The organism is Pseudomonas sp. NY15356, assembly GCF_048068175.1.
Classification (GTDB): domain Bacteria; phylum Pseudomonadota; class Gammaproteobacteria; order Pseudomonadales; family Pseudomonadaceae; genus Aquipseudomonas; species Aquipseudomonas putida_K.
Window position 1 is genome coordinate 84,274 of sequence record NZ_JBLUPW010000015.1, and the last position, 24,097, is coordinate 108,370.

At 64.4% G+C, this 24,097-nt stretch carries 21 protein-coding genes; 9 read left to right on the forward strand and 12 right to left on the reverse strand.

What is annotated here, in order from left to right:
- Positions 1 to 60: 60 nt before the first annotated feature.
- The gene (locus ACNFCI_RS14040) at positions 61 to 789 is read right to left on the reverse strand and encodes a phosphatase PAP2 family protein (protein ID WP_084855807.1); all 729 of its coding nucleotides are present in this window, start codon (positions 787 to 789) and stop codon (positions 61 to 63) included.
- Positions 790 to 967: 178 nt separating this feature from the next.
- Between ACNFCI_RS14040 and colR the strand changes: the two genes are divergently transcribed.
- From colR to ACNFCI_RS14065, 5 genes are all read left to right on the forward strand, one after another.
- Entirely contained in the window at positions 968 to 1,651 is a 684-nt protein-coding gene (gene colR, locus ACNFCI_RS14045; protein ID WP_043213544.1) for a two-component system response regulator ColR, read from the forward strand.
- Entirely contained in the window at positions 1,641 to 2,969 is a 1,329-nt protein-coding gene (locus tag ACNFCI_RS14050; RefSeq protein ID WP_084855808.1) for a sensor histidine kinase, read from the forward strand. Before colR ends, ACNFCI_RS14050 begins: the two co-directional genes overlap by 11 nt.
- Positions 2,970 to 3,077: 108 nt before the next feature.
- On the forward strand, positions 3,078 to 3,758 hold the full coding sequence (locus ACNFCI_RS14055) for a class I SAM-dependent methyltransferase (protein ID WP_368829555.1): 681 nt from the start codon (positions 3,078 to 3,080) through the stop codon (positions 3,756 to 3,758).
- A 5-nt stretch (positions 3,759 to 3,763) separates the two neighbouring features.
- Positions 3,764 to 4,465: a lipopolysaccharide kinase InaA family protein gene (locus ACNFCI_RS14060; RefSeq protein WP_368829554.1), complete on the forward strand. Its 702-nt coding sequence runs from the start codon at positions 3,764 to 3,766 to the stop codon at positions 4,463 to 4,465.
- Positions 4,462 to 4,689, forward strand: a complete 228-nt coding sequence (locus tag ACNFCI_RS14065; RefSeq protein WP_084855811.1) for a hypothetical protein — start codon at positions 4,462 to 4,464, stop codon at positions 4,687 to 4,689. Before ACNFCI_RS14060 ends, ACNFCI_RS14065 begins: the two co-directional genes overlap by 4 nt.
- A 355-nt stretch (positions 4,690 to 5,044) precedes the next feature.
- Here ACNFCI_RS14065 and ACNFCI_RS14070 read toward each other — a convergent pair whose 3' ends face one another.
- From ACNFCI_RS14070 to ACNFCI_RS14110, 9 genes are all read right to left on the reverse strand, one after another.
- The gene (locus ACNFCI_RS14070; RefSeq protein WP_368829553.1) at positions 5,045 to 8,077 is read right to left on the reverse strand and encodes a multidrug efflux RND transporter permease subunit; all 3,033 of its coding nucleotides are present in this window, start codon (positions 8,075 to 8,077) and stop codon (positions 5,045 to 5,047) included.
- Between the two features lie 13 nt (positions 8,078 to 8,090).
- Complete coding sequence (locus tag ACNFCI_RS14075; RefSeq protein ID WP_084855813.1) at positions 8,091 to 9,242, reverse strand: efflux RND transporter periplasmic adaptor subunit; 1,152 nt, start codon at positions 9,240 to 9,242, stop codon at positions 8,091 to 8,093.
- A 163-nt stretch (positions 9,243 to 9,405) separates the two neighbouring features.
- On the reverse strand, positions 9,406 to 10,503 hold the full coding sequence (locus ACNFCI_RS14080) for a DUF1513 domain-containing protein (RefSeq protein ID WP_368829552.1): 1,098 nt from the start codon (positions 10,501 to 10,503) through the stop codon (positions 9,406 to 9,408).
- A gap of 2 nt (positions 10,504 to 10,505) precedes the next feature.
- Positions 10,506 to 11,570 carry an imelysin family protein gene (locus ACNFCI_RS14085; protein ID WP_084855815.1) on the reverse strand — a complete coding sequence of 355 codons (1,065 nt, stop codon included), beginning with the start codon at positions 11,568 to 11,570 and terminating at the stop codon, positions 10,506 to 10,508.
- 17 nt (positions 11,571 to 11,587) lie between these two features.
- Positions 11,588 to 13,015 (reverse strand): di-heme oxidoredictase family protein, encoded by a 1,428-nt coding sequence (locus ACNFCI_RS14090; protein WP_368829551.1) that lies wholly within the window; start codon positions 13,013 to 13,015, stop codon positions 11,588 to 11,590.
- 509 nt (positions 13,016 to 13,524) lie between these two features.
- The gene (locus ACNFCI_RS14095) at positions 13,525 to 14,856 is read right to left on the reverse strand and encodes an imelysin family protein (protein ID WP_084855817.1); all 1,332 of its coding nucleotides are present in this window, start codon (positions 14,854 to 14,856) and stop codon (positions 13,525 to 13,527) included.
- Between the two features lie 144 nt (positions 14,857 to 15,000).
- On the reverse strand, positions 15,001 to 17,052 hold the full coding sequence (locus ACNFCI_RS14100; protein WP_084855818.1) for a putative bifunctional diguanylate cyclase/phosphodiesterase: 2,052 nt from the start codon (positions 17,050 to 17,052) through the stop codon (positions 15,001 to 15,003).
- A gap of 289 nt (positions 17,053 to 17,341) precedes the next feature.
- Positions 17,342 to 17,938 carry a superoxide dismutase gene (locus ACNFCI_RS14105; RefSeq protein ID WP_084855819.1) on the reverse strand — a complete coding sequence of 199 codons (597 nt, stop codon included), beginning with the start codon at positions 17,936 to 17,938 and terminating at the stop codon, positions 17,342 to 17,344.
- A 283-nt stretch (positions 17,939 to 18,221) separates the two neighbouring features.
- Complete coding sequence (locus tag ACNFCI_RS14110) at positions 18,222 to 18,821, reverse strand: LysE/ArgO family amino acid transporter (protein WP_084855820.1); 600 nt, start codon at positions 18,819 to 18,821, stop codon at positions 18,222 to 18,224.
- Between the two features lie 124 nt (positions 18,822 to 18,945).
- On the opposite strand from ACNFCI_RS14110, the gene ACNFCI_RS14115 reads away from it, so the two are divergent.
- The 3 genes from ACNFCI_RS14115 (at position 18,946) to ACNFCI_RS14125 (ending at position 21,817) form a co-directional block, all read left to right on the forward strand.
- Complete coding sequence (locus ACNFCI_RS14115; protein WP_324813613.1) at positions 18,946 to 19,836, forward strand: LysR family transcriptional regulator ArgP; 891 nt, start codon at positions 18,946 to 18,948, stop codon at positions 19,834 to 19,836.
- Between the two features lie 49 nt (positions 19,837 to 19,885).
- Complete coding sequence (locus tag ACNFCI_RS14120) at positions 19,886 to 20,881, forward strand: NAD-dependent epimerase/dehydratase family protein (RefSeq protein ID WP_368829550.1); 996 nt, start codon at positions 19,886 to 19,888, stop codon at positions 20,879 to 20,881.
- Between the two features lie 90 nt (positions 20,882 to 20,971).
- Positions 20,972 to 21,817 carry an ATPase gene (locus ACNFCI_RS14125; RefSeq protein WP_084855823.1) on the forward strand — a complete coding sequence of 282 codons (846 nt, stop codon included), beginning with the start codon at positions 20,972 to 20,974 and terminating at the stop codon, positions 21,815 to 21,817.
- Between the two features lie 118 nt (positions 21,818 to 21,935).
- Here the strand turns inward: ACNFCI_RS14125 and ACNFCI_RS14130 are convergent, their stop codons facing one another.
- Positions 21,936 to 22,985: an alkene reductase gene (locus ACNFCI_RS14130; protein WP_084855824.1), complete on the reverse strand. Its 1,050-nt coding sequence runs from the start codon at positions 22,983 to 22,985 to the stop codon at positions 21,936 to 21,938.
- Positions 22,986 to 23,068: 83 nt separating this feature from the next.
- Positions 23,069 to 23,371 (reverse strand): ArsR/SmtB family transcription factor, encoded by a 303-nt coding sequence (locus ACNFCI_RS14135; protein ID WP_084855825.1) that lies wholly within the window; start codon positions 23,369 to 23,371, stop codon positions 23,069 to 23,071.
- 151 nt (positions 23,372 to 23,522) lie between these two features.
- Here ACNFCI_RS14135 and ACNFCI_RS14140 point away from each other — a divergent pair, with 151 nt between their 5' ends.
- Positions 23,523 to 24,095, forward strand: a complete 573-nt coding sequence (locus ACNFCI_RS14140) for an ACP phosphodiesterase (RefSeq protein WP_324813620.1) — start codon at positions 23,523 to 23,525, stop codon at positions 24,093 to 24,095.
- The last annotated feature ends 2 nt before the right edge of the window (positions 24,096 to 24,097 follow it).

The following is a 24,097-nucleotide window of genomic DNA, read 5'->3' on the forward strand; positions in this document are numbered from 1 at the left end:
GAAAGCCCCGCCTAGTGCGGGGCTTTTTTGTTACAGCTGTGGGCCGCAAAGCGCCCCCATTCAGGCAACGCTACCTTGTGCTTCGGGCACCGTCACTGCGCCCCGGCGATACAGCACCAGGTAATAGCACCCCAGCCCGATCATCCAGCAGAACACCGCTGTCCACAGGTTGTGCGACAAGAAATGCGCGCCCTGCAGCATGCGCCCGATCGACAGTACCGTGCCGGTGGTGAACGCCAGCACGAAGGCGGCGCGCGCCAGGCGTGGGCGCCGGTCGCGCAGGACGAAGAACAGGGCAAACAGGCTGAAACCGGTCGCCGCATGGCCGCCAGGCCAGCAGCGCCCGGGCTTGTCGGTGGCCGGGCGGTGTTCAAGCAGTTTGCTGTAGGTCTCCTTGCCGCCGAATTGACTCAGGCTCCACGGGCACTGCACCTCGGTCGCGGCCTTGAGCGGGGTGACGAAGGCAGTGGACAACGCCAGCGACAATACCAGACAGCCCAGCTCGCGACGCCAGCCGAACAGCCGTGACCAGAAGCAGCTGGCCACGAAGGCGACGATCGACAACAGGCCCAGGCCGATGACCACCTGCTTGACCCGGTCGTGCAGGATGTTCTCCAACAGGTAGCTGTGACGGCCGATGAACTGGCCGGCGACCGGGTCGAAAGCCAGCTTGGCCACATCCATGTCCAGCGACGTCCATTCCAACAGGATCAAGGCCATGGCAGTAGCCAGTGGGATGCCCAGGTACAACCACAGGTTGAGTGGGCGGGGGCGGGGATGTTGCTGCATGACGGCTCCAGGGGCGATAAATGCCGGCCATTGTCGGCTTGCCGCTATGCTGGGTTCGTGAAGGATGGGTGAAAAATCCGTCAGCCTCCTGGATCGATGCCCAAGACTGGCGCCGCGCGGACGATGGCCTTAAGCTGCGCCTGCCGCGCAGAGCGAAAGCGCCGCACAGGAGACCCCGATGCGCATTCTACTGGTTGAAGACAACCGCGATATCCTCGCCAACCTGGCCGACTACCTGGGCATGAAAGGCTACACCGTCGACTGCGCCCAGGATGGCTTGTCCGGGTTGCACCTGGCCGCCACTGAGCATTACGACCTGATCGTGCTCGACATCATGCTGCCGGGCATCGACGGTTATACCCTGTGCAAGCGCCTGCGCGAGGATGCCCGCCGCGATACTCCGGTGATCATGCTGACCGCCCGCGATCAGCTCGATGACCGCCTGCAGGGCTTTCGCTCCGGTGCCGATGACTACCTGCTCAAGCCGTTCGCCCTGTCGGAGCTGGCGGCGCGCATCGAGGCGGTGCTACGCCGCTCCCAGGGGGGCGGCCGCCGTACCCTGCAAGTCGCGGACCTGAGCTATGACCTCGATACCCTGGAGGTCACCCGCCAGGGGCGCCTGCTCAAGCTCAACCCGGTCGGCCTCAAGCTGCTCGCCGTGCTGATGCAGAAGAGCCCCCATGTGCTTCGCCGCGAGGTGCTCGAAGAAGCCTTGTGGGGCGACGACTGCCCCGACAGCGACAGCCTGCGCAGCCATGTCCACCAACTGCGTCAGGTGATCGACAAGCCGTTCGAAAAACCGCTGCTGCATACCGTCCATGGCGTCGGCTATCGCCTCGCCGAGGGCCGTGATGGAGTTTAAGCAGAGCCTTGCCCAGCGCATCATCATCGCTTTCGCGCTGATGAGTGCGCTGGTGGCCGGCGCCTTCGCCTTCGGTATCGTCGCCACCGTGCACCTGGTCGAGGAGCGGCTGATTTCCGCCGTGCTCGGTGGGGACCTGCAGCGCTTGCTGCGTATGGACAGTATCAGTGACTGGAGCCATCGACCGCGCCCTGACCAACTGTTCTACTTCAGCGGAGGCCGCGACGATTTCGAATTGCCCAAGGACCTGCGCCATCTGAAGCCGGGTTTCCACGAAGTGTTCCGCGACCAGCTGTCCTACCACGCCATGGTGGAGATCGTCGACGGTCGCCATTACGTACTGCTGCAGGACCAGAGCGACTTCGAAGAGCGCGAGCGGGTGCTGTTCGCCGTCGTGGTCGTAGGGTTCATGCTCAGCCTGGTGCTGGCCGTGACCCTTGGCTGGTTGCTGGCCAGGCGCGTGATGGCGCCGGTCATCCGCCTGGCCCGACAGGTGCGCCATCGTGACCAGTTACTGGGCCTGGCGCCGCCCTTGGCCCCCGATTACGCTGCGGACGAAGTCGGCCAGCTGGCGGTGGCCTTCGACGATACCTTGGGCCGCCTGCGCGATGCCCTGACCCGCGAGCGGCTGTTCACCAGTGACGTGAGCCATGAACTGCGTACGCCCTTGATGGTGCTGGCCACCTCCTGCGAATTGCTGATGGAGAACCCGAACCTCGACAGCCGTTCGCGCAGCCAGGTGGAGCGCATCGCCCGGGCGACCGAGGAAATGCGCGAGTTGGTCAAGACCTTCCTGATGCTCGCCCGGGCCCAGCGCGACGAAGGCGCGGTAGCTTCCCAGGCGACCTTGAGCGAGGTGGCCGACGACTTGATCGGTGTGTGGCGCGACACCATCGAGCAGAAGGGGCTGACGCTCTACTACGACGGCCGCATCAGCGCCAGTCGGGTGCTCTATAACGCCACGTTCCTGCAATCGGTGATGGGCAACCTGCTACGTAACGCTGCCCATTACACCGACAGCGGTTACATACGTCTGAGCCTGGAGCCCGCCGGCTTCAGTGTCGAGGACAGCGGCGTGGGTATCCCGGAAGAACAGCGCGAAGCCATGTTCCGCCCCTTCGTGCGTGGTGACGAGCGTCGTGGTGAAGGCCTGGGCCTGGGGTTGTCGCTGGTGCAGCGGATCTGCGATGACCAGGGCTGGCGGGTCACCCTGACGGCAACCCAGCCCCATGGCTGCCGTTTCCAGGTGGACCTGAGCCAGGGCAAGACCCCTGCCGAAGATAGCGAAACCGGTGACCAGATACCGGTTTCCCGTTGATTTTTCGGAAATATCCTGTTGCAGGGCTGACGTAATTTTCACATTCGCATGACCTGATTCCAACGCTTGGCGCCCTAGAGTGAGCGCACTTGGAGTCAGGAGAGCACCATGCGTAGCCCCATCAAACTCGAATTTTCCGAGAAGTACGACCGGCAGCACGCCCAGGAGTACTTCCTCAAGCACCAGGACGGCCTGGCGCGTCGCCTCTCGCACCAACGCGACGAGCAATTGGCGCGCCGTGCTCTGGCCTTGGCCGGGGAGCCGGGGCTGGTGCTGGACCTGCCATGCGGTGCCGGCCGCTTCTGGCCGCTGCTGGCGGAAAAAACCAATCGAGTGATCATCGGCGCCGACAACTCCGCGGCGATGATCGAGACCGCCTGTGCCTCGCAGCCGGCAGACGTGGTGTCACGGGTACGCCCCTTGCAGACTTCCGCCTTCGATATCCAACTGCCGGACAATGCGGTCGACAACATCTTCTGCATGCGCCTGTTCCATCACATCGGCGAGGCCGCTCATCGCAAGGCGATTCTCTCGGAGTTTCACCGGGTTAGTCGCGACAGCGTGATCCTCTCGCTGTGGGTCGATGGCAATTTCAAGGCGTGGCGTCGCAAGAAACTCGAGCGCCGTCGCAGCGCCAAGGCGGAGCAGGGCAGTTACCAGAATCGTTTTGTGTTACCAGTTGATACAATCGAAGAAGAATTTATGACAGCAGGTTTCCGTATCCAGGATCGCCTGGACTTCCTGCCGTTCTACGCCATGTGGCGGGTATACGTATTACGCAAGGGGTAGGTTTCATGGCAGTGGCCGGCAATACAGCTTCCCAGTTCGAGTTCTACTGGAGCCAACAGGGCGAATGGGTCGAAGCGCCCAATCAGCGCCGTGGCGGCGAAAGTGGCGTGCAACGTTTGACCGCTGCGGGTGGGCAGTTGCTGTATGCCAAGCGCCAGGTCGGGCATATCTACCGCAGCCTGCGCCATCCCTTCGGCCGGCCGACGGTATTACGTGAGCTGGACGCCTTGCACAGCTTCGAACAATTGGGCGTGCGCGTACCGCGAATTGTCTTCGCTGGCGCTGAACGAGGCGCCGACCATGAATGGCGGGCGCTGTTGGTGAGCGAGGCCCTGGACGGCTTCGTCGACCTGGACACCTGGCATGCCGAGGGTGCCGTGGAGCGTTACCCGCAAGCGCTGCATGAGCGCCTGCTCAAGGACCTGGCGGACAACCTGGCGCGCATGCACCTGGGGCACTGGCAGCATGGTTGCCTGTATGGCAAGCACGTATTCGTCAAAGTTGTCGGCGAAGGTGAACAGGCCCGGGCCGAAGTCGCCCTGCTGGACCTGGAAAAGTGCCGGCGGCGCATCAGCTGCCAACGTGCGGCCTACAACGATCTTCGCCAGTTGCGGCGCCATTCGTCATTCAATGAGGCGCACTGGCAGACACTGCTCTATTTTTACCAGATGGCGTTTGGCAGCGCTGTCAAAGGGTTAGAGCAATGAAACTAGAAATCGCTCGAGCTTTGTTCCTGTTGGCTGCACTGGCGGTGACCACCGCGGCGGTGGCGGCCTGGGAAGAGCCGCGTCCCGCGGTGTTCAGCAAGGCAGAGGTCGGGGGGCTGTGCGCGGTGCCCCGTGAGGTGAAGCAGCAGGTCAGGGTCCAGCCGGACAATGACCTGTTGTTGTTCCTGTTCGGCATGCGCCAGGGGCTGCGGCCGTTCGGGTGAGCGAGCGCGTGATGGTTGAAAACGCCAGGAGCCCACGACGGGCTCCTGGCGTTTTCATTCCGGCCCGATCGCCGGCAAGCCGGCTCCCACAGTGATTTCGCAAGTCTTGAGAGCGGCGCAATCTCGGTGGGAACTGGCGACAGCCTGCGATGGGCTGCAAAGCAGCCCCAAGCCCTCGTATGGTGGAGCCCCTCCAGACTCAAGGGGCCGCTTTGCGGCCCATCGCAGGCTCCGCCAGCTCCCACGAAGCAAGCGGAGCCTGGGCCGTATTGGCGGCTGTCCAGCAAGCGTCCCGCTCAGGCGCAGTGTCAGTTTGTGGGAGCCGGCTTGCCGGCGAGTGGGCCAAAGCAGGCACTCAGGCGTGTACCGCCGTCCGGTGCGCCAACAGTGTGTAGATGCACGGCAACACGAACAATGTGAACAAGGTCCCGATCGACATCCCCGTGGCGATCACCATGCCGATATCGAACCGGCTGACCGCCCCGGCCCCGGTGGCGAGAATCAGTGGCACCATGCCGAACACCATGGCCGCGGTGGTCATCAGCACCGGGCGCAGGCGAATGGCGGCTGCCTCTTCGATCGCTTCGCGCACGCCCAACCCCCTTTCCTCACGCAACTGGTTGGCGAACTCGACGATCAGGATGCCATGCTTGCTGATCAGCCCGATCAGCGTCACCAGGCCCACCTGGGTATAGATATTCATGCTGGAGACCCCCAGGAACAACGGCAACAGCGCGCCGCAGATCGACAAGGGCACGGTCACCAGGATCACCAGCGGGTCGCGGAAGCTTTCGAACTGTGCGGCCAGCACCAGGAAGATGATCGCCAGCGCCAGGCCGAAGGTGACCCACAAGGCGCTGCCCTCCTGCACGAACTGGCGCGCCGCGCCGGCATAGTCGAAGGAAAAGCCTTCCGGCGCTTCCTCGCGGGCGATCGCCTGCACCGTCTGCAGCGCCTCGCCGATGCTGACCAGCGGGAAGCCTTGGATGATCGCCGAGTTCAACTGCTGGAACTGGTTGAGCTGGCGCGGCCGGGCGCGGTCGCTGACACTGATCAGGGTCGATAGCGGCAGCAGCTGGCCTTGGTCGTTCTTCACGTAGTAGCTGTTCAGCCAGCCGGGGTTGTCCCGGTAGGGCCGCTCGACCTGGGCGATGACCTTGTAGCTGCGCCCTTCGAGGGTGAAGCGGTTGATTTCCCCTTCGCCCAGCAGCGTCGCCAGGGTACCGCCCAGATCGTCCATGGATACGCCCATCTGCGCGGCCTTGGCCCGGTCGATGTTCACCACCACCTCCGGTTTGTCGAAGGCCAGGTCAATGTCCAGAAAGGCGAACTTGCCCGAGGCCTGGGCCCGCTCCTTGACCCGTTGGGCCACCTCCAACAGCGCCGGATAGTCGCCGGCGGTGTTGATCACGAACTGGAACGGCAGGCCTTCGCCGGTACCGGGCAACGATGGCAGGTTGAAGCCGAAGATCTGCAGGCCGCCGATTTCCTCGAGTTTGGCCTGCACCAGCGGCAGCAGCTCCATCTGGGTGCGTTCGCGCTCGTTCCAGGGCTTCAGGAGAAAGCCGCCGATGCCGCTTTGCACGCCGTTGAAGCCGTTGATCTGGAAGGATGAATAGTACTCGGGGAAGGTCTTGAACAGCGGTGTGAATTCATCGGTGTAGGCGTTGAGGTAGTCCAGGTTGGCTGTCTGCGGCGAATTGCTCATCATGAAGATCACGCCCTGGTCTTCGTCCGGCGCCAGTTCGTTATGGGTGAACATCAACAGCACCGGGATCAGGCACAGCACGAGCACGGCGAACACCAGCACCACCGGGCGACTGTCCAGGGTGCTGTGCAACAAGCGCTGGTAGCGAACCTTCAGCCCTTCGAACAGCACGTCCAGACGATGCGCCAGGCCGCTGGGGTTCTGCTCGTGGCGCAGCAGCAGGGCGCACATCATCGGCGACAGGGTCAGGGCGACGATGCCTGAAATGATTACGGCGCCCGCCAGGGTCAGGGCGAATTCCTTGAACAACGCGCCGGTCAGGCCTTCGAGAAAGCCGATGGGCGCATACACGGCCGCCAGGGTGATGGTCATCGACACCACCGGCATGGCGATTTCCCGTGCGCCTTCCAGGGCGGCCTCGAACGGTGTCTTGCCTTCCTCGATGTGCCGATGGATGTTCTCCACCACGACGATGGCGTCATCCACCACCAGGCCGATGGCCAGCACCATGGCCAGCAAGGTCAGCAGGTTCAGCGAATACCCCATCATCTGCATGAAGAACAGCACACCGATCATCGACAGCGGAATGGTCACCACCGGTATCAGCACCGACCGCAAGGCCCCCAGGAACAGGAACACCACCACGATCACGATCAGCACCGCCTCGCCAAGGGTCTTGATCACCTCGTCGATGGACGCCTGAATGAACAAGGTGGCGTCGTAGGCGATGGAAACCTTGAGGTTGGCGGGCAGCTCCGACTCCAGGGTGGGCATGATGCGCCGCACTTCCTTGATCACTTCCAGCGGGTTGGCTGCCGGGGTGGCCTTGATGCCGATGTAGACCGAAGGCGTGCCGTCGAAGGAGCTGACCGTGTCGTAGTTTTCCGCGCCCATTTCCACCCGTGCCACGTCGCCCAGCAGCACGCGCCGGTCACCGGCAGTCTTGACCGGTAGCTTGGCGAAGGCCTCGGCGGACTTCAGCTCGGTGGTAGCGTTGATGCTGGTGACCACGTACTCGCCTTTGACCTCGCCTGCGGCAGAGAGGAAGTTGTAGCGGCGCACCGCATCGGTCACATCGCTCGCGGCCAGGCCGAAGCCTGCCAGCTTCACCGGGTCGAGCCAGATGCGCATGGCGAACACCTGGTTGCCGAGGATCTCGGCCTCGGCCATGCCGGGCAGGGTGGCCAGCTTGGGCTGGATCACCCGCGACAGGTAGTCGGTGATCTGTGGGTTGCTCATCTGCTGGCTGTAGAAGCTGATGTACATCAGGGCCGAGGCGTCGGCCGCTTCCTTGCTCAGCACGGGGTCTTCGGCGTCCTGGGGCAGCTTGTTGCGTACTTCGTTGGCCTTGGCCAGCAGTTGGGTGAACAGGCGGTCGGTGTCGGCGCCGATACGTGCGTAGACGGAAATCACCGAGAAGTTCTGGCGGCTCACCGAGGTCATGTAGTCGATGCCGTCGGCGCTGGCCAGGCTCTGCTGCAACGGCTGGGTGATGTAGCCCTGGATGGTCTCGGCATTGGCGCCAGGGTAGGCGGTGGTCACCGTGATCAGGGCGTTTTCCATCTGCGGGTACTGGCGGATCTGCAGCTTGCTCCAGGCCTGGAAGCCCAGCAGCAGGATCAGCAGGCTGACCACGCTGGCCAGGACCGGGCGGCGGATGAACGGGTCGGTGAACGCCATGCCTGCCTCCTGCTCACTCGGCGCCGGAGGCGCCCTGGCCACCCTGCTCGAGCGCCTTGTCGGCACTGATACGGATGGCGGCGCCTGGGGTCAGCTTCAACTGGCCTGCGCTCACCACCTGCTCGCCAGCCTTGAGCCCTTCGCTCACCACCACCAGGCCATCGCGGCGCTCGCCGGTCTTGACCGTGCGTTGCTCGGCGATCAGCTGCGGCTGGCCATCGGCGTTCTTTTCCACCTGGCCGTCCTTGCCTTTCTTCTGGGTCACGACATACACCGAGTTGCCGTAGAGGGTATAGGTGATGGCACTTTCCGGGACCACCACCTGTGGCTGCGGATTGGGCAGCAGCACCAACAGGCTGGCGAACATGCCGGGCAGCAGCTTGCCGTCGGGGTTGGCCAGGGTCGCACGTACCAGCAGGTTGCGGGTGCTCTCATCGACCTTGGGGTTGATGGCGCTGATGCTGCCTGGGAAGGTCTGGCCCGGGTAGGCTGCCACCTGTACCAGTACCTGCTGGCCGAGCGTCAGTTGCGGCAGGGCCTGTTCGGGCACGTTGAAGTCGACGTAGAGGCTGGAGAGGTCCTGCAGGGTGGCGATGACAGTGCCGCTGGGCAGGTAGTCGCCCACATCCACCTGACGGATGCCGATGGTGCCGCTGAAGGGAGCGCTGATGCTTTTCTTGGCAAGCGAAGCCTTCAGTTGCTCGACCACCGCCTGGTTGCGCCGGTACTGGGCCGTGAGGCGGTCGAACTCGCCACGGGAGATGGCCGAGTCGCCGACCAGTTGGCTGCCCCGGCCGAAGTCGACCTTGGCCAGGCCCAGGTCGGCCTGCGCGGTGCCCAGCAGGGCGGTCTCCTGGTCGTGATCCAGTTGCAGCAACAGTTGGCCGGCCTTGACCTTCTGCCCGGACTCGAAGTGCAGCGACTTGACCGTGCCCGCCACCTCCAGGCTCAAGTCCACACCCTGCAAGGCCGTGAGGCTGCCGACTGCGGGCAGGCGCTCTTGCCACTGGCGCTGTTCGGCCCAGGCCGCAGCCACGCTCACCGGCGGTTTCGGGGCGGAGAACATCTGGACCTGCTGGTAGATCGAGAACGCCTTGATGCCACCCAGGGCCAGCACGATCAGCAGGACCACGGCCAACATGATCAGCATGCGGCGGCGCAGCATAGTTCCGGTTCCTTGGAAAAGGGTTGTTGTTCGTATGGCACGACAACGGGCGATCCTGCCCACGTGCGGATGGGGGAAGTATTGCCTGTTTTCTAGAGGAGGGGGAAGGGTGGATCGGCCTGACGGTCGGTTATTCCATTGGGCTGCAAAGCAGCCCAATGGCTCAGACCAGGTGCAGGTGGTTGTCCCAGAACCCGGACGGCAGGTTCAACGGTTGGCCGACCAGCTCGGTCTTGCGGCAATCATAGTAGCGGCAACGCCCCTGGCCGGAAGTCACCACGAAGCCATCCTTGACCGCGCCCACGCCCGCACAATCGGGCATCGGTGCGTCCAGCTTCACGGCGCCGCTGTCCAGGTCCCAGATGAACAGGCGGTTGGCCCGCGGGGCGGTCAGCGCGACCAGGCGCAGGTCGCTGTGGATGGCCACGCTGGCGGTGTACTGGGCCATCGACTGCAGTTGCCGCTCCGGCACCGGGAAGGCCTTGAACGGCTCGCCAGGGCGCTTGATCGCCAGCAGCTCGGCGGTTTCCTCGGCATCGCCCATGAACTGCTGGCAGGCGGCGATGGTGCCATCGCTGCCGATGGCCAGGTGGCGCACGCTGTTCATCTGCTGGGCCAGGGTCTCCTTGCTCAGCAAGGTACCGTCGCGGCGCATCAGCACCAGGCTCGGTTCCATGGCGTCGAGATTCATCTCCACACGGCTTTCGGCCTCGGTGCGGATGCCACCGTTGGCCACCACCAGGGTCTCGCCGTTCGGCAGCCAGGCCACTTCGTGGGGGCCGATGCCGTGGGTGGAAATCTCGCCGCTGTGCACCAAGCGGTCACCCTCGAAGCGGTAGATGCCGAGCACGCCACGGCCGGGGTCGGTGGTGTCGTTCTCGGTGGCGTACAGCCACTCACCGCCCTTGTGGACCACCGCATGGCCATAGAAATGCCGGTTTGGCTGGGAGGCCACGGTCTGCAACAGGCGCCCGTCACGCAGGTCGACCAGGTAGCTTTCGGTGCCGGGGCGGCGGGCGACGAACAGGGCGATGGGCCGTTCAGGGTGGTGGATTATGGCGTGGCAACGCTGGGCGACCTGGGTGGCGAACACTTGGGTGCCGTCCAGGCGATAACCGACGGCATAATGCTTGCCGTCGCCGTCATCGCGCGCCGAGAGCAGCAGCGGTTCGCTGCCCTTGCTGCGCAGCAGGCTCCAGCCACCCAGGGTCAGGGCGCTGAGCAACACGCTACCGAGTTTGAGGGCCTGGCGTCGCAACATGATCAGTCACCGTCGTTGGCATTGAAGCCCAGCTGGATGTTCAACGCCTTGGCCAGCTCGCCTTCGTGCAGGCGGTGGACGACGTTGAGGCTGTCGTAGATTTTGTCCAAGGCCTGCTTGCCAGCGTCGTCGGCGAGCAGCTCGCCCAGGGTCCTCTGGTTGTCGGCCAGCAGTTTCAACGACGTGGCATAGGCGGTGTCGATCTTCTCGGCCAGAGCGTCCTGGTCTTTGCCCAACAGGCCGCGCAGGCCCTGGTTGTCGACCCCTACCCATACCGCCTGGGCGGCCTTGAGGCTGGCTTCCAGGCTCTTGAGCGAGGAGCTGCTGCGCCAGGCTTCGGCCTGCAGCGGCTGCGCGATGCCTTTGCTCTGGCGACCCATGGGGGCACCGAGCTTCTTCTTCAGGGTGTCCAGGGCCGTGACCTGGGCACGCAGCAGGTCGGCGATCGCCTCATGGGAGTCGGCGTAGCGCTGGTTGGGGAACTTGGTCATCTGCGAGAGCATGCCGTCGGTGCTGTTCCAGCCCTTGAGGATTTCCTCGGCCAGGGCTTTCTGGTGTTCGCCGATGGCCACCAGCAGCGGGCAGTAGCGGGCTTTCTGTTCCGGGGTGGCAACATCCGGCTTGCTGTCGAACAGGATGTATTCGTAGGCCGACAGGCCACGCACCACCACGCTGGCCTTGCCCAGTGCCGCGGCGTCGATCGGCTTGTCGCCGGCGACCAGTTGCTCGACCTGGCGGCCCACCAGGTTCTTCTTGTCCGGCCAGAACTGTACCTGCCAGGCGCGGTTGCCCTCGGCCAGTGGGCCTACCAGCAGCGGCTGGAGCTCGGCCCAGGCTTTCTGGGCGTTGAGGAAGTCGGCGCGGGCGCTTTCCAGCGAGGCCTTGCCTTCACAGTAGGCCAGGGCGCTGCTGGCCAGCTGGCGGTCGGCCTCGACCCAGCGGCTGTAGGTCGGCAGGATCACCTGCTTGGCGATGGCCGCGGACGTCACCGCCTGTGGGTCTTGCGGCGAACAGGCACCGAGGGCGAGTGCGGCGAGGCTGGTGAACAACAGTTTGGGTCGGAACATGCCCGGCTCCTTGCGCTTTAAAGTGAGTTCAGGAAGGCCAGCAACGCGGCGCGTTGCTCGGCATTGAAGGTCAGTACATGGTTGCGCGCCGCCTGGGCTTCGCCGCCGTGCCAGAGCACGGCCTCGAGCAGGTTGCGGGCACGGCCGTCATGGAGGAACTGGGAGTGGCCGCTGACCGTTTCGCTCAGGCCGATGCCCCAGAGCGGCGCGGTGCGCCAGTCCTGCCCGGAAGCCTTGAATTCGCTGCGCTCGTCCGCCAGGCCCGGGCCCATGTCGTGCAGCAGCAGGTCGCTGTAGGGGCGGATCACCTGGTTGGCCAGCTCCGGCTCCGGGGTGTCGGCGGCGGTGGTGAACTGCGGGGTATGGCAGCCCTGGCAGCCAGCCTGGAAGAACAGGGTCTTGCCGGCCAGTACCTGCGGTGCGGCGACGTCACGGCGTGCCGGCACGCCCAGGTTGCGGGTGTAGAAGGTGACCAGGCGCAGGATGTTGTCGCTGACTTCTTTCTCGCCATCGGCCCCGTCGCCATTGGGCGCGGCCAGGCAGGCCGCCTGGGCCGGGGTGCAGTCGTCGAAGGGCAGCAGGGTGCTGGTCAGGCCCATGTCGCCGGAGAAGGCATGGACGTTCTGTTGGTTGACGTTGGGCTGGCCGGCCTTCCAGCCGAAACGGCCTAGCACGGCCTTGCCGGCAGCGTCGTCCCAGACCTGGTTGGCACGGCCACGGATACCATCGCCGTTACGGTCGTGCGGGTCGGCGTTGGCCAGGATCGCGGCTTCCGGGATGGCCTCGAGCAGGCCCAGGCCGATCATTGGCGGAGCCACCCGTGCGGAGAACCGGGTGTCGGGGTGCATGGGCCCGTACCCGAGCTGGGTGATCTGCAGGTGCGGGCGGCGCAGCTCGACCTGGTGGCCATCCTCGAAAGTGACCGTCTCGGTGGTGTATGTCACGCGCACCTTGCCTTCCGGCGCCACGCCCGGGATGGCCATGTCCTGTAGCTGGGTGCCGTAGACCGGCTCCGGGACCACGCCCAGGCGTTCGATTTCCTTCACATACTGCGGCTGGTCCGGGATCGACAGGCGCACCAGCATCGACACCGCATTGCTGGCATCGGGCTCGGGCGGATGGCCACGGCCGTCGCGCACGTGGCAGTTCTGGCAGGCGTTGGTGTTGAACAGCGGGCCTAGGCCGTCACGGGCGGTAGTGGTGGACGGCGCGATGACCCAAGGGCTGCGGAAGAAGCTGTTGCCGACACTGAAGTCCAGGCGCCGCTCTGGCGAAAGGTTGGCCGAGGGCAGGGAATATGCGTTGCGGTCGCTGCGTTGTACCGTTGCCGTGCCGCCGGAAAGGGCTTCGCCGGGCTCGGCCTGGGTGAAGCGCGGGGCGTCGTCACAGGCGGCCAGGGCAAGGGCCAGCAGCAAAGGGGAGAGTCGGAACAGCGACGCGGACATCGAGGATCCTGGCTATGGGCTAAAAAACCGGCGTGCAAGCTTAGCAGGGTGAAGAAGTTTGAATAAGAGCAATTTGCAATTGCTGGATGAAATCCTTGTCACTGTCGCTGCTATCGAATAGCTCACTGTGAGGGCTTCCAGGTGCATGCCTTGGGGTTTTAAGGTGACGCACAGATCGAGCGCCGCCCGCGCGGCGCATCGCGAGCTGCGCTCGCTCCTACGTTTGTTTACGGCCAGTAACGCCTGTGACAGACGCGCGCGACCGCCTGGTTCGTATGACACGATATCGCGCCATACACCAAGGCGTCCGCGCGAAAATCCACAGGATGGATTGGTCCGAAACAGACGTAGGAGCGAGCGCAGCTCGCGATGCGCCGCGCGGGCGGCGCTCGATCGGATAGGCGCTGAACCTTTCACGACGAACACTTGGCAGCCCTGACACATCCTCAAAAACGCCCCAAAAAAAGGCGGCCGGAAGGCCGCCTCTGTCGAACCCGCTACGCGTCGGATCAGAACTCGTGATCAGCGGTGTCCGGGTTCAGGTTGGCGATACCCAGCTTGCCGGCGGCCTGCTCGATCGCGCTGGTCTGCTTGACCAGCGAAGCGATGGCGTCGCGCACGACCTGGTTGCCGGCCGCGTTGTCGGCGGCGATCAGCTGGTCGTAGTGCTCGCCCTTGAGCGCGCGGTCGACCATGACCTGGATCTTGGCTTCGGTGGCTTCCAGGTCTGCCTTGAGGGTGGCGTCGGTGGCCGGGTCGATCTTGGCCACCAGCGAAGACAAGCTCGGGCCGGTCAACTTGGTGCCGTCGGTGCGGGTGTACTCGCCCAGGTAGACGTTACGGATACCCTTGGCGTCGTAGAAGTGCGAATAGTGGGTGTTGTCGCTGAAGCAGTCCTGTTCGTCTTCCGGCGAATTGGCCTCCAGGGAGACCTTCATGCGCTCGCCGGCCAGCTCGCCCAGAGACAGGCTGCCCATGCCGAACAGCATCTTGCGCAGGCCATCGGCCACAGGCTCGGCCTCGAGCTTGGCGCGGTAGTTGTCGGTGACGTTCGGTGCCCAGTTGCCGACCATTTCTTCCAGGTCCTGGACCAGCAGCTGGGTCACAGCCTTCAGGTAGGCGCGGCGGCGCTCGTTGTGGCCACCGGTGGCGCCTTCGCCTTCCAGGTAGTCGGAAGCCGGGCGGTTGCCGGCGCCTGGGCCGGTACCGTTGAGGTCCTGGCCCCACAGCAGGAATTCGATGGCGTGGTAGCCGGTGGCGACGTTGGCCTCGGAACCACCGAGCTCGTTCAGGCTGGCCAGCTTCTCAGGCGTGATGTCCTTGACGTCGACCTTCTCTTCGCCCACCTGGACTTCGGTGTTGGCGATGATGTTGGCGCTGGCCGCCGGGTTGCCCAGGGCGTGTTCGTAGCTCTTGTCGACGTAGTCGATCAGGCCTTCGTCCAGGGGCCAGGCGTTCACCTGGCCTTCCCAGTCGTCGATGATGGTGTTGCCGAAGCGGAAGACTTCGCTCTGCAGGTACGGTACGCGTGCAGCGGCCCAGGCTTCCTTGGCGGCTTTCAGGGTCTCGTCGTTGGGCTTGGCGAGGAACGCATCGATCGCGCTCTGCAGGGCCTTGGCGGTGCTCAGCGAGTCGCTGTAAACGGCATGGACCATCTCGGCGTAATGCTTGACCACGGCTTTGCCGGCCGCTTCGTCGACAGCCCCCGGCGCCGCGGCGGTGGTGGCGGCAGGTGCAGGTGCTTGCGCTGCGGGAGCCTTTTCATCCTTGCTCTCGCCGCAACCGGCGAGGGCGATGGCGATGGCCAGCAGACTGGCGGAGGCCAGAGGCATTCGAATCATTGTAGGTTTCCTGCGTCGTGGGGTTGGACAGTGTGCTGTGGGATACGAAACCGCAACATAATGCGAAAGATTTGCATTTGGTGTAAAGAGGCCGGCGCGTAATTCGTGCAGAAGGGTCGTTTTCACGCTCGTGCCGGTCTTGCCCTACGTGACCGTGGCCTGGTTGCGTTGCGCATGCTTGAGGAAGGCGGTCAGCTCGCGGGCGTTCAAGGGCTTGCTGTAGTGGTAGCCCTGACCTTCGTGGCAACCCTGGGCGATGATGTACGCCTCCTGCTCGGCCGACTCCACGCCCTCGGCGATCACCTGCATGCCCAGGCTCTTGCCCAGCTGGATGATGGCCCGCACGATGGTGGCGTCGTCATCGTCGTCCAGCAGGTCCTGGACGAAGCTCTTGTCGATCTTGATCTTGTCCAGCGGCAGCGACTTCAGGTAGCTGAGCGAGGAATAGCCGGTACCGAAGTCGTCGATGGCGATCAGCGCCCCGGAGCGGCGCAGGCTCAGCAGGTGCTGGGCGGCGGTGCTGATGTCTTCCATCAGGCCGGTCTCGGTCACCTCCAGCTCCAGGCTGCGGGGTGGCAGGCGATAGATCTGCAGCAGATTGTTGACCACCCGCGGCAGTTCGCTGTGGTGCAGTTGCACGGTCGAGAGGTTGACCGCCATGCGCAACTCGGTAAAACCCTGGTCATGCCATTCGCGCAGCTGGCGGCAGGCCTGGTCGAGTACCCATTCACCAATGGCGACGATGCTGCCGTTCTGCTCGGCCAGAGGGATGAACTGGTCGGGTGGGACCATGCCCAGCTCCGCATGCTGCCAGCGCAGCAGCGCCTCGACGCCCACCACACGATGGTCGCGATAGCTGATCTGCGGCTGGTACACCAGGTACAGCTGGTTGCGCGGCAGGGCTTCGCGCAGGTCCTTTTCCAGCTCGCGACGACGGCGCATCTCGCTGTCCACGCTGGCGATGTAGAACTGGTAGCGGTTGCGCGAACGGGCCTTGGCCAGGGTCATGGTCTGCTCGGCCTTTTGCAGCAGCTTCTCGGTGCTGTCGCCATCCTCGGGGAACAGCGTGATGCCGATGGTGGCGCGCAGGCGAATGTGCTGGTGGTCGACGGCGAAGGGGACCTCCAGGTCGTCGAGGATGCTCTGGGCCAGTTCGGCGGCTTCGTAGGGTTGGTCGATGTCGGCCTGGACCAGGGCGAACTGGTCGCCCCCGAGCCGCGCCAGAGCACCCAGGCGGCCGCTGTGGGCGCGCAGGCGGTCGGCCAGTGCCAGCAGCAGCTGGTCACCGACCTGATAGGTGAACTGTTCGTTGATGCCCTTGAAGTCGTCCAGGCCTACGCACAGCACAGCGACCCGGCGTTGCAGACGCCCGCCGTCGACGAGGATCTTGTCCAACTGCTGTTGCAACTGCTGGCGGTTGGGCAGGCCGGTGAGGAAGTCGTACTGAGCCATGCGTTGCAGGCTGTTCTCGGCCTCGTGGCGCAGATGGGTATTGCGTTCGATGGAGGCCAGCAACTGGTTGGCAGTGTTGACCCACTGGCCCAGTTCGTTCTTTTCGTGGCCCTTGAGCAACGGGATCTGGTGCTGGCTGGGGCGGTCGGGGTTGATCTGGGTAAGGTGTTCGATGATCTTCGACAGCGGTCGGGTCAGCAGCCAGTGATACACCAGATACAGCACCAGGCCCATGGCCAGCGCGCGCAGCACGCCGGAAATGAAGATGATCACGGCATTGACCAGGAAACCCTCGCCATAGTCGGCGGTGTCCAGGGTGATGCTCAGGTCACCGTAGTATTCGCTGTAGGGGCCACGGCCGACCAACTGGGTGGTGAAGGTGCGCTCCTGGCCGAGGATCAGGTCGGTCAGCCAGCGCACGGGCGTGTCCTGCAGCGGCCGGGACTTTTCCGCCAGCATGGTTTCGTTGGGGTGGCCGATGGAGGCGATGCGCACGGACTCGTCCTGGAACAGGCCTTCCATGACCTGCATGCCCATTTCCCGGTCCAGGCTGTAGACGGCCTGGGTGGACGGGTCGCGGAACATGTCAAGGATGCGCTGGGCGTCGTTGCTGACCGATTGGCGGGTCTTGTAGGCGTCGTAGACGATCTGCGCGCAGCTGAGAACGACACCGACGGCCAGCGCCGAGAGCAGCACGACCCTGAGCAACTTGACCGATAAGCTGTTCCGAAATTCCAGCTTCAATGGGGTTTCCTTAATCCATGCGCGTGCCATTATTTTGCCATTAGCCTTGGCGATACACTATCGACCTTGTTGCCGCGGCAGGCGAGGGGGCCTTCATGGTCCCTGTGGCAATGTATCGGTTGAGGTGGCTGGTGACTTGAGAGCGCGATGTCAACTTTCCAGATGATTGATGTTAGCGCGCTATCGGGGAGGGGCAAGAGGTAGCGGATGGAGTTTCATGGCGGGCGAACGGGCAAAAAAAATCCGACGCCTGGGCGTCGGATTTTTTTTGCGAAGGCTACCCAGGCGATCAGGCCTTGAAGGTGTTGCCTTCGAACTGCTGGGCAACGAAGTCCCAGTTGACCAGCTGCCAGAACGCCTCGACGTACTTCGGACGCAGGTTGCGGTAGTCGATGTAGTAGGCGTGTTCCCAGACGTCGCAGGTCAGCAGCGGGGTGTCGCCGCTGGTCAGCGGGTTGCCGGCGCCGATGGTGCTGGCCAGGGCCAGGGAACCGTCGGCCTTCTTCACCAGCCAGCCCCAGCCGGAGCCGAAGGTGCCGACGGAGGTCTTGGTGAACTCTTCCTTGAACTTGTCGAAGGAACCGAAAGCCTTGGTGATGGCATCGGCCAGGGCGCCGGTCGGCTGGCCGCCGCCGTTCGGCGACAGGCAGTTCCAGTAGAAGGTGTGGTTCCAGACTTGAGCGGCGTTGTTGAAGATGCCACCCGAAGAGGTCTTGACGATCTCTTCCAGGGTCTTGCCTTCGAATTCGGTGCCTGGGACCAGGTTGTTCAGGTTCACGACATAGGTATTGTGGTGCTTGTCGTGGTGATACTCCAGGGTTTCCTTGGAGATGTGCGGCTGCAGGGCATCGTGGGCGTACGGCAGCGGCGGCAATTCAAAAGCCATGGTGGATCTCCTGATTCAGGTCTGTGTGCGGTTTGCGCAAGGCCGATCACGGGCGGCCCGGTGTGCGTCGGGGAGTTTGTACTCTTTGCGACGCAAGGGCTGGATCATAGCACCGGCCCCGGCGCATAACCACGCAACAAAGATAGGGAATAGAGGTTCCCGAATGGATGGGCGATAGCGACCGGTGGTGTTCGCCTTGGCGATTGTGTTGCCTGTGAGATCGAGCGCCACCCGCGCGGCGTGCGATCTCACAGGCGATAAATATACTGCGCCGACCCAGGCCTCAGTTGAAGATCAACTGCGCCGCCACCGCGAACATCATCACCGCCACCATCAGGTCGAGCAGGCGCCAGGTGGTCGGGCGGGCCAGCCAGGGCGCCAGCCAGGCCGCGCCGAGGGCCAGGGTCGAGAACCACACCAGCGAGGCACTGGCGGCGCCGGCCACGTAGGCGCCCGGCACGGTCTGCTGGGCACCCAGCGAGCCGATCAGCAGCACGGTGTCCAGGTAGACGTGCGGGTTGAGCAGCGTTACGGCCAGGGCGCTGAGCAGCACTGCACGGCGCGAGCGCATGCCCTGGCCCTCCTGGTGCTGCAGGCTCTGCTTGGAGCAGGCGCTGCGCAGGGCCTTGGCGCCGTACCAGATCAGGAACACCGCGCCCCCCCAACGGGCCACTGCCAGTAAAGTCGGATTGTGGGCCAGCACCGTGGCCAGGCCGAACACCCCGGCGGCGACCAGGATGGCATCGCAGAGGATGCACAGCGCGGCCACCGGCAGGTGATGTTCACGGCGCAGGCTCTGGGCCAGGACGAAGGCGTTCTGCGCGCCGATGGCCATGATCAGGCCGAAGGCCACCAGCATGCCGTTCAGATAGCTTTGCCACATAGCGGGAACACTCCACAGACGCCGGCGATGTGCGGCGTTTATTGCCAAAGAAGATGCTGGCCATTGTGGGCAACGACACTGTATAAGAAAAACAAATAAAGCTGATCAGACATTAGGAAAATAGATGTTCGACTACAAGCTGCTCGCCGCCCTCGCTGCAGTCATCGAACAAGGCGGTTTCGAGCGTGCGGCGCAGGTCCTGGGCCTGTCGCAGTCGGCCATTTCCCAGCGCATCAAGTTGCTCGAGGCGCGGGTCGGGCAACCGGTGCTGGTACGTGCCACGCCACCCAGCCCCACCGAGGTGGGGCGCCAACTGCTCAACCATGTGCAGCAGGTGCGCTTGCTCGAGCGCGACTTGCAGCGCCAGGTGCCGGCGCTGGACGAAGAGGGCATGCCGGAACGCCTGCGCGTCGCCTTGAACGCCGACAGCCTGGCCACTTGGTGGGCCGGCGCGGTGGGCGATTTCTGCGCCGGCCAGCAGGTGCTGCTGGACTTGGTGGTAGAAGATCAGGAGGTTGGCCTCAAGCGCATGCGCGCAGGCGAGGTAGCTGCCTGCTTGTGCGGCAGCGAGCGGCCGGTGGCCGGGGCGCGCAGCCTGCCGCTAGGGGCGATGCGCTACCGAGCGCTGGCCAGCCCGGCATTCATGGCGCGGCACTTCGCCCAAGGCTTCGAAGCCCGGCGCCTGGCACGCATCCCGGCGGTGGTGTACGGGCCGGACGATTTCCTGCAGCACCGCTATCTGGCGTCCCTGGGGATCCAGGATGGTTTCCTGCACCACCTGTGCCCTTCCTCGGAAGGCTTCCTGCGTATGACCGAGGCCGGCCTGGGCTGGGGGCTGGTGCCGGAGTTGCAGGCCCAGGAGCAACTGGCGACGGGCCAATTGGTGGAAATCTGCGCTGATACTCCCATCGATGTGCCGCTGTACTGGCATCATTGGCGCAACGGCGGGCAATTACTCGCCCAGTTGACGGAGCACTTGCGCCAGACGGCGCCAGGCTGGCTGGTGCCCTTGTAGGCGCGGGCGACGTCAGCTGCATCTGTAATCTGGCAAGGCGGAGTCTTACATGCGAATTCTGGTCACCGGCGCGAGCGGCTTCATTGGCGGACGCTTTGCGCGTTTCGCCCTGGAGCAGGGCCTGGACGTACGGGTCAATGGCCGGCGTGCCGAGGGCTTGGAGCACCTGGTCAAGCGTGGCGCCGAGTTCATGCCAGGCGACCTGACCGATGCCGAGCTGGCCCGGCGCCTGTGCCAGGGCATCGATGCCGTGGTGCATTGCGCGGGCGCGGTCGGGCACTGGGGGCGCTATCAGGACTTCCATCAGGGCAACGTGGTGGTCACCGAGAACGTGGTGGAGGGTTGCCTGAAGGCGCGTGTACGCCGCCTGGTACATCTGTCGTCGCCATCGATCTATTTCAATGGCCGTTCGCGCCTGGATATTCGTGAGGACCAGGTGCCGCGTCGCTTGCATGACCATTACGCGACGACCAAGTACCTGGCCGAGCAGAAGGCCTTCGGTGCCCAGGAGTTCGGCCTGGAGGTGCTGGCTCTGCGGCCACGCTTCGTCACCGGGGCAGGCGATGCCGGCATCTTCCCGCGCTTGATGCAGATGCAGCGCAAGGGGCGCCTGGCAATCATCGGCAATGGCCTGAACAAGGCCGACTTCACCAGTGTGCACAACCTCAACGAGGCCCTGCTCAGCGCCCTGTTCGCCGATGAGCAGGCCCTCGGCCAGGCCTACAACATCAGCAACGGCCACCCCTTGCCGGTGTGGGACGTGGTCAACTATGTGATGCGTCAGATGCAGTTGCCGCCGGTCAACCGCTACCGTGCCCCAGGGTTGGCCTACAGCCTGGGCGCGCTGAACGAGGCGGCCTGCCTGCTCTGGCCCGGGCGCCCCGAGCCGACGCTGTCGCGCCTGGGCGCGCAGGTGATGAGCAAGGATTTTACCCTGGACATCAGCCGCGCCCGGCAGTACCTGGACTACCGCCCGAAGGTCAGCCTGTGGACCGCGCTGGATGAATTCTGCGCCTGGTGGAAGGCTCAGCCGGGTATCGGGTGAACCAGTGGGCGGGATGATGGTCATCAGAGCGCCGCGCGAGCGGTTTATACTACTGCCCCTTTGCTACTACTACCGCGGTTGAACGTACCCATGCGTAACAATGTCCACGACGATTTCGACGACGTGCCTGTCCTGCGCGCCGGCACTCCTGACGATGACGAGCTGTTGCCCGCACGGGTGGCGCGCAGCCGCGAGAAGGCGGCGCGCCCGGCCAGCAACGGGCCGCTGTGGGCCTTGCTCGGCGCCTCGTTCATTGCCCTGGCGGGTCTGGGCTGGTGGAGTTTCCAGCAGATCTCGCTGATGGAGCAGCAGTTGGTGGCGACCCAGGAAAGCTTCGCGCGCATCAGTGAGGAGGCCGCCGGGCGCCTGCAGGCGATCAGCGGCAAGGTCGACGCCACCGAGTCCAGCGCCAGTACCGGCAGCGAAGCGTTGAAGTTGCAGATTCGCAAGCTGCAGGCCAGCCTGGCCGAGGCACGTGCCCAGCAACAGGGCGTGGCCGGGCAGACCGGCGATCTGGGCAAGCGTTTGGAAAAAGTGCTGGCCGATGCCCGCGCGCAACAAGACGCCATGGCGCAGCAGCAAAAGACCATCACGGCTCTGCAAGGCCAGCTGGAAGCCCAGCTCAAGGCGGTCAATGGTGAGCTGGCTGCCCTCAAGTCAGGGCAGGTGGATGGCGGCAGGATCGATGCCCAGCTCAAGAGCCTGGGCAACGAGGTGGCAGCGCTGAAGAAACAGGGCAATCCGAACGCGGCGATCCAGAGCCTGGAGCAGGACATCCTGGTGCTCAAGAGCCAGATCGACAACCGCCCGGCACCGGCTGCCGGTGGTGCCTCGGTGCAGGAGTTCGATGCGTTCCGCGGGCAGACCACCCGCAGTCTCAATACCCTGCAGAGCCAGATCCAGAACCTGCAGCAGCAGATCAACGCCCGGCCCTGATGATCGCCAGACCCAATCGCCGGCAAGCCGGCTCCCACTTGTCCTGCGCTGTTTTCGAAGACACCGCCATACCTGTGAGAGCCGGCTTGCCGGCGATCGGGGCCTGGGCGGCCCTGGCTTACATCCGTGGGTAATCGATGTACCCCACCGGCCCCTTGGCGTAGAAGGTTTCCGGATGTGCTTCGTTCAAGGGCGCATCGGCGGCCAGGCGGGCGGGCAGGTCCGGGTTGGCGATGAACGGGATGCCGAAGGCCACCGCGTCAGCCTTGCCGTTGGCCAGGGCGGCGTTGGCGCTGGCCTTGTCGAAGCGCTCGTTGACGATGTACGGGCCGCCGAAGGCGTCCTTGATCAGCGCGCCGATGCTGTCGTCGGCTTCCATTTCCCGTGAGCAGATGAACGCCACGCCACGCTTGCCCAGTTCCCGGGCGACGTAGGTGAAGGTCTCGGCGCGGTCAGCGTCGCCCATGTCGTGGGCATCGGCCCGTGGCGCCAGGTGCACGCCCACACGGTTGGCACCCCACACCTCGATGGCCGCGTCGGTCACCTCCAGCAGCAGGCGCGCACGGTTCTCCAGCGAGCCGCCATATCGGTCGGTGCGCTGGTTGGTGCTGCTTTGCAGGAACTGGTCGAGCAGGTAGCCGTTGGCGCCATGGATCTCCACGCCGTCGAAGCCGGCCGCCTTGGCGTTCTCGGCACCGGTGCGGTAGGCCTCGACGATGTCGGCGATCTCCTCGGTTTCCAGGGCGCGTGGCGTCGGGTACTCGGTGATCGGGCGAACCAGGCTGACATGGCCTTTGGGCTGGATCGCGCTCGGGGCCACCGGCAGCTCACCGTTCAGGTAGGTGGGGTGGGAGATACGGCCCACATGCCACAGCTGCAGGAAGATGCGCCCGCCGGCGCCGTGTACGGCCTTGGTGACGTTGGTCCAGCCGCGTACCTGTTCGTCGGACCAAATGCCCGGCGTGTCCGGATAGCCGACGCCCATGGGGGTTACCGAGGTGGCCTCACTGAGGATCAGGCCGGCGCTGGCCCGTTGCACGTAGTACTCGGCCATCAGTGCGTTGGGCACGCGGCCTTCGTCGGCGCGGCAGCGGGTCAGCGGGGCCATGATGATGCGGTTGGGCAGCTCGAGGTCGCCCAGGGTGATCGGATCGAAGAGCGTGGTCATCTGCTAAGCCTCGCGTGGTCAATTGAAAGGGGTTGCCAGCTCGGCACGCAGCCGTGCTGGTTGAAGGGAAAGACAGGAGTGGATCAGAGCTCCTGGCTCATCTGCTCGAGGAAGGCCTGGATGGTTTCTTCGTTGCGTTTGAAGAAGTGCCACTGGCCGATCTTCTGGCTGGTGATCAGCCCCGCGCGCTGCAGGGTGGCCAGGTGGGCGGAGACGGTCGACTGCGACAGGCCGCAGCGTTGGTCGATCTGCCCGGCACACACGCCGTGCTCGGTGCTGTGGTACTGGTCGGGAAACTGCGCCGCCGGGTCCTTCAGCCAGGTGAGGATTTCTCGCCGTACCGGGTGGGCGAGGGCCTTAATGATTTCGTCGAGGTCGAGAGGCATGGAGGTGCTCATGTGTGTAACGTCATATCGCGATAGAGCGAAATATAAATCGGTATTTCGCGATATACAAATATGAAGAGGTTCTGAGCTGAGCATCAATCGCTATATCGCGTTATAACGATATTCGCCACCCGGGTGCTAGACTGGCGCCATGAACTACCTTGCACACCTTCATCTTGGCGGCAACGAGCCGCAGCAGTTGCTGGGCAGCCTGTATGGCGATTTCGTCAAAGGCTCGCTCGAAGGGCGTTTCCCGCCTGCGCTGGAGGCCGCGATCCGCCTGCACCGGCACATCGACAGCTATACCGACAGCCATCCGCTGGTGCTGGCGGCCTTGGCGCGCTTCCCCCAGGAGCGGCGGCGCTACGCCGGCATCATCCTGGACGTGTTCTTCGACCATTGCCTGGCTCGGCATTGGAGCGACTATGCCGAGCAACCGCTGGCAGCATTCACCCAGGGCTTCTACCGGGTGCTGCTGGCCGAGCCCGAATTGCCAGGGCGCCTGGCGCGGATTGCGCCGTTCATGGCCGCCGACGACTGGTTGGGCGCCTATGGCGACTTCGCCACGCTGGAGCAGGTGTTCAACGGGATTGCCCGGCGCTTGTCGCGGCCGGAGGGGATGAGCGGGGTGATGCAGGAGCTGGAGGCGCTGTACGAGCCGCTGATGGCGGACTTTCGGGCGTTTTATCCACAGCTGCAGGCGTTTGCGGCTGCGGGCAGGTAAAT

Excerpts from the sequence above, each read along its gene's own strand:
- ACNFCI_RS14040 (WP_084855807.1), bottom strand. The coding sequence starts at position 789 with ATGCAGCAACATCCCCGCCCCCGCCCACTCAACCTGTGGTTGTACCTG.
- colR (WP_043213544.1), top strand. The coding sequence starts at position 968 with ATGCGCATTCTACTGGTTGAAGACAACCGCGATATCCTCGCCAACCTG.
- ACNFCI_RS14050 (WP_084855808.1), top strand. The coding sequence starts at position 1,641 with ATGGAGTTTAAGCAGAGCCTTGCCCAGCGCATCATCATCGCTTTCGCG.
- ACNFCI_RS14055 (WP_368829555.1), top strand. The coding sequence starts at position 3,078 with ATGCGTAGCCCCATCAAACTCGAATTTTCCGAGAAGTACGACCGGCAG.
- ACNFCI_RS14060 (WP_368829554.1), top strand. The coding sequence starts at position 3,764 with ATGGCAGTGGCCGGCAATACAGCTTCCCAGTTCGAGTTCTACTGGAGC.
- ACNFCI_RS14065 (WP_084855811.1), top strand. The coding sequence starts at position 4,462 with ATGAAACTAGAAATCGCTCGAGCTTTGTTCCTGTTGGCTGCACTGGCG.
- ACNFCI_RS14070 (WP_368829553.1), bottom strand. The coding sequence starts at position 8,077 with ATGGCGTTCACCGACCCGTTCATCCGCCGCCCGGTCCTGGCCAGCGTG.
- ACNFCI_RS14075 (WP_084855813.1), bottom strand. The coding sequence starts at position 9,242 with ATGCTGCGCCGCCGCATGCTGATCATGTTGGCCGTGGTCCTGCTGATC.
- ACNFCI_RS14080 (WP_368829552.1), bottom strand. The coding sequence starts at position 10,503 with ATGTTGCGACGCCAGGCCCTCAAACTCGGTAGCGTGTTGCTCAGCGCC.
- ACNFCI_RS14085 (WP_084855815.1), bottom strand. The coding sequence starts at position 11,570 with ATGTTCCGACCCAAACTGTTGTTCACCAGCCTCGCCGCACTCGCCCTC.
- ACNFCI_RS14090 (WP_368829551.1), bottom strand. The coding sequence starts at position 13,015 with ATGTCCGCGTCGCTGTTCCGACTCTCCCCTTTGCTGCTGGCCCTTGCC.
- ACNFCI_RS14095 (WP_084855817.1), bottom strand. The coding sequence starts at position 14,856 with ATGATTCGAATGCCTCTGGCCTCCGCCAGTCTGCTGGCCATCGCCATC.
- ACNFCI_RS14105 (WP_084855819.1), bottom strand. The coding sequence starts at position 17,938 with ATGGCTTTTGAATTGCCGCCGCTGCCGTACGCCCACGATGCCCTGCAG.
- ACNFCI_RS14110 (WP_084855820.1), bottom strand. The coding sequence starts at position 18,821 with ATGTGGCAAAGCTATCTGAACGGCATGCTGGTGGCCTTCGGCCTGATC.
- ACNFCI_RS14115 (WP_324813613.1), top strand. The coding sequence starts at position 18,946 with ATGTTCGACTACAAGCTGCTCGCCGCCCTCGCTGCAGTCATCGAACAA.
- ACNFCI_RS14120 (WP_368829550.1), top strand. The coding sequence starts at position 19,886 with ATGCGAATTCTGGTCACCGGCGCGAGCGGCTTCATTGGCGGACGCTTT.
- ACNFCI_RS14125 (WP_084855823.1), top strand. The coding sequence starts at position 20,972 with ATGCGTAACAATGTCCACGACGATTTCGACGACGTGCCTGTCCTGCGC.
- ACNFCI_RS14130 (WP_084855824.1), bottom strand. The coding sequence starts at position 22,985 with ATGACCACGCTCTTCGATCCGATCACCCTGGGCGACCTCGAGCTGCCC.
- ACNFCI_RS14135 (WP_084855825.1), bottom strand. The coding sequence starts at position 23,371 with ATGCCTCTCGACCTCGACGAAATCATTAAGGCCCTCGCCCACCCGGTA.
- ACNFCI_RS14140 (WP_324813620.1), top strand. The coding sequence starts at position 23,523 with ATGAACTACCTTGCACACCTTCATCTTGGCGGCAACGAGCCGCAGCAG.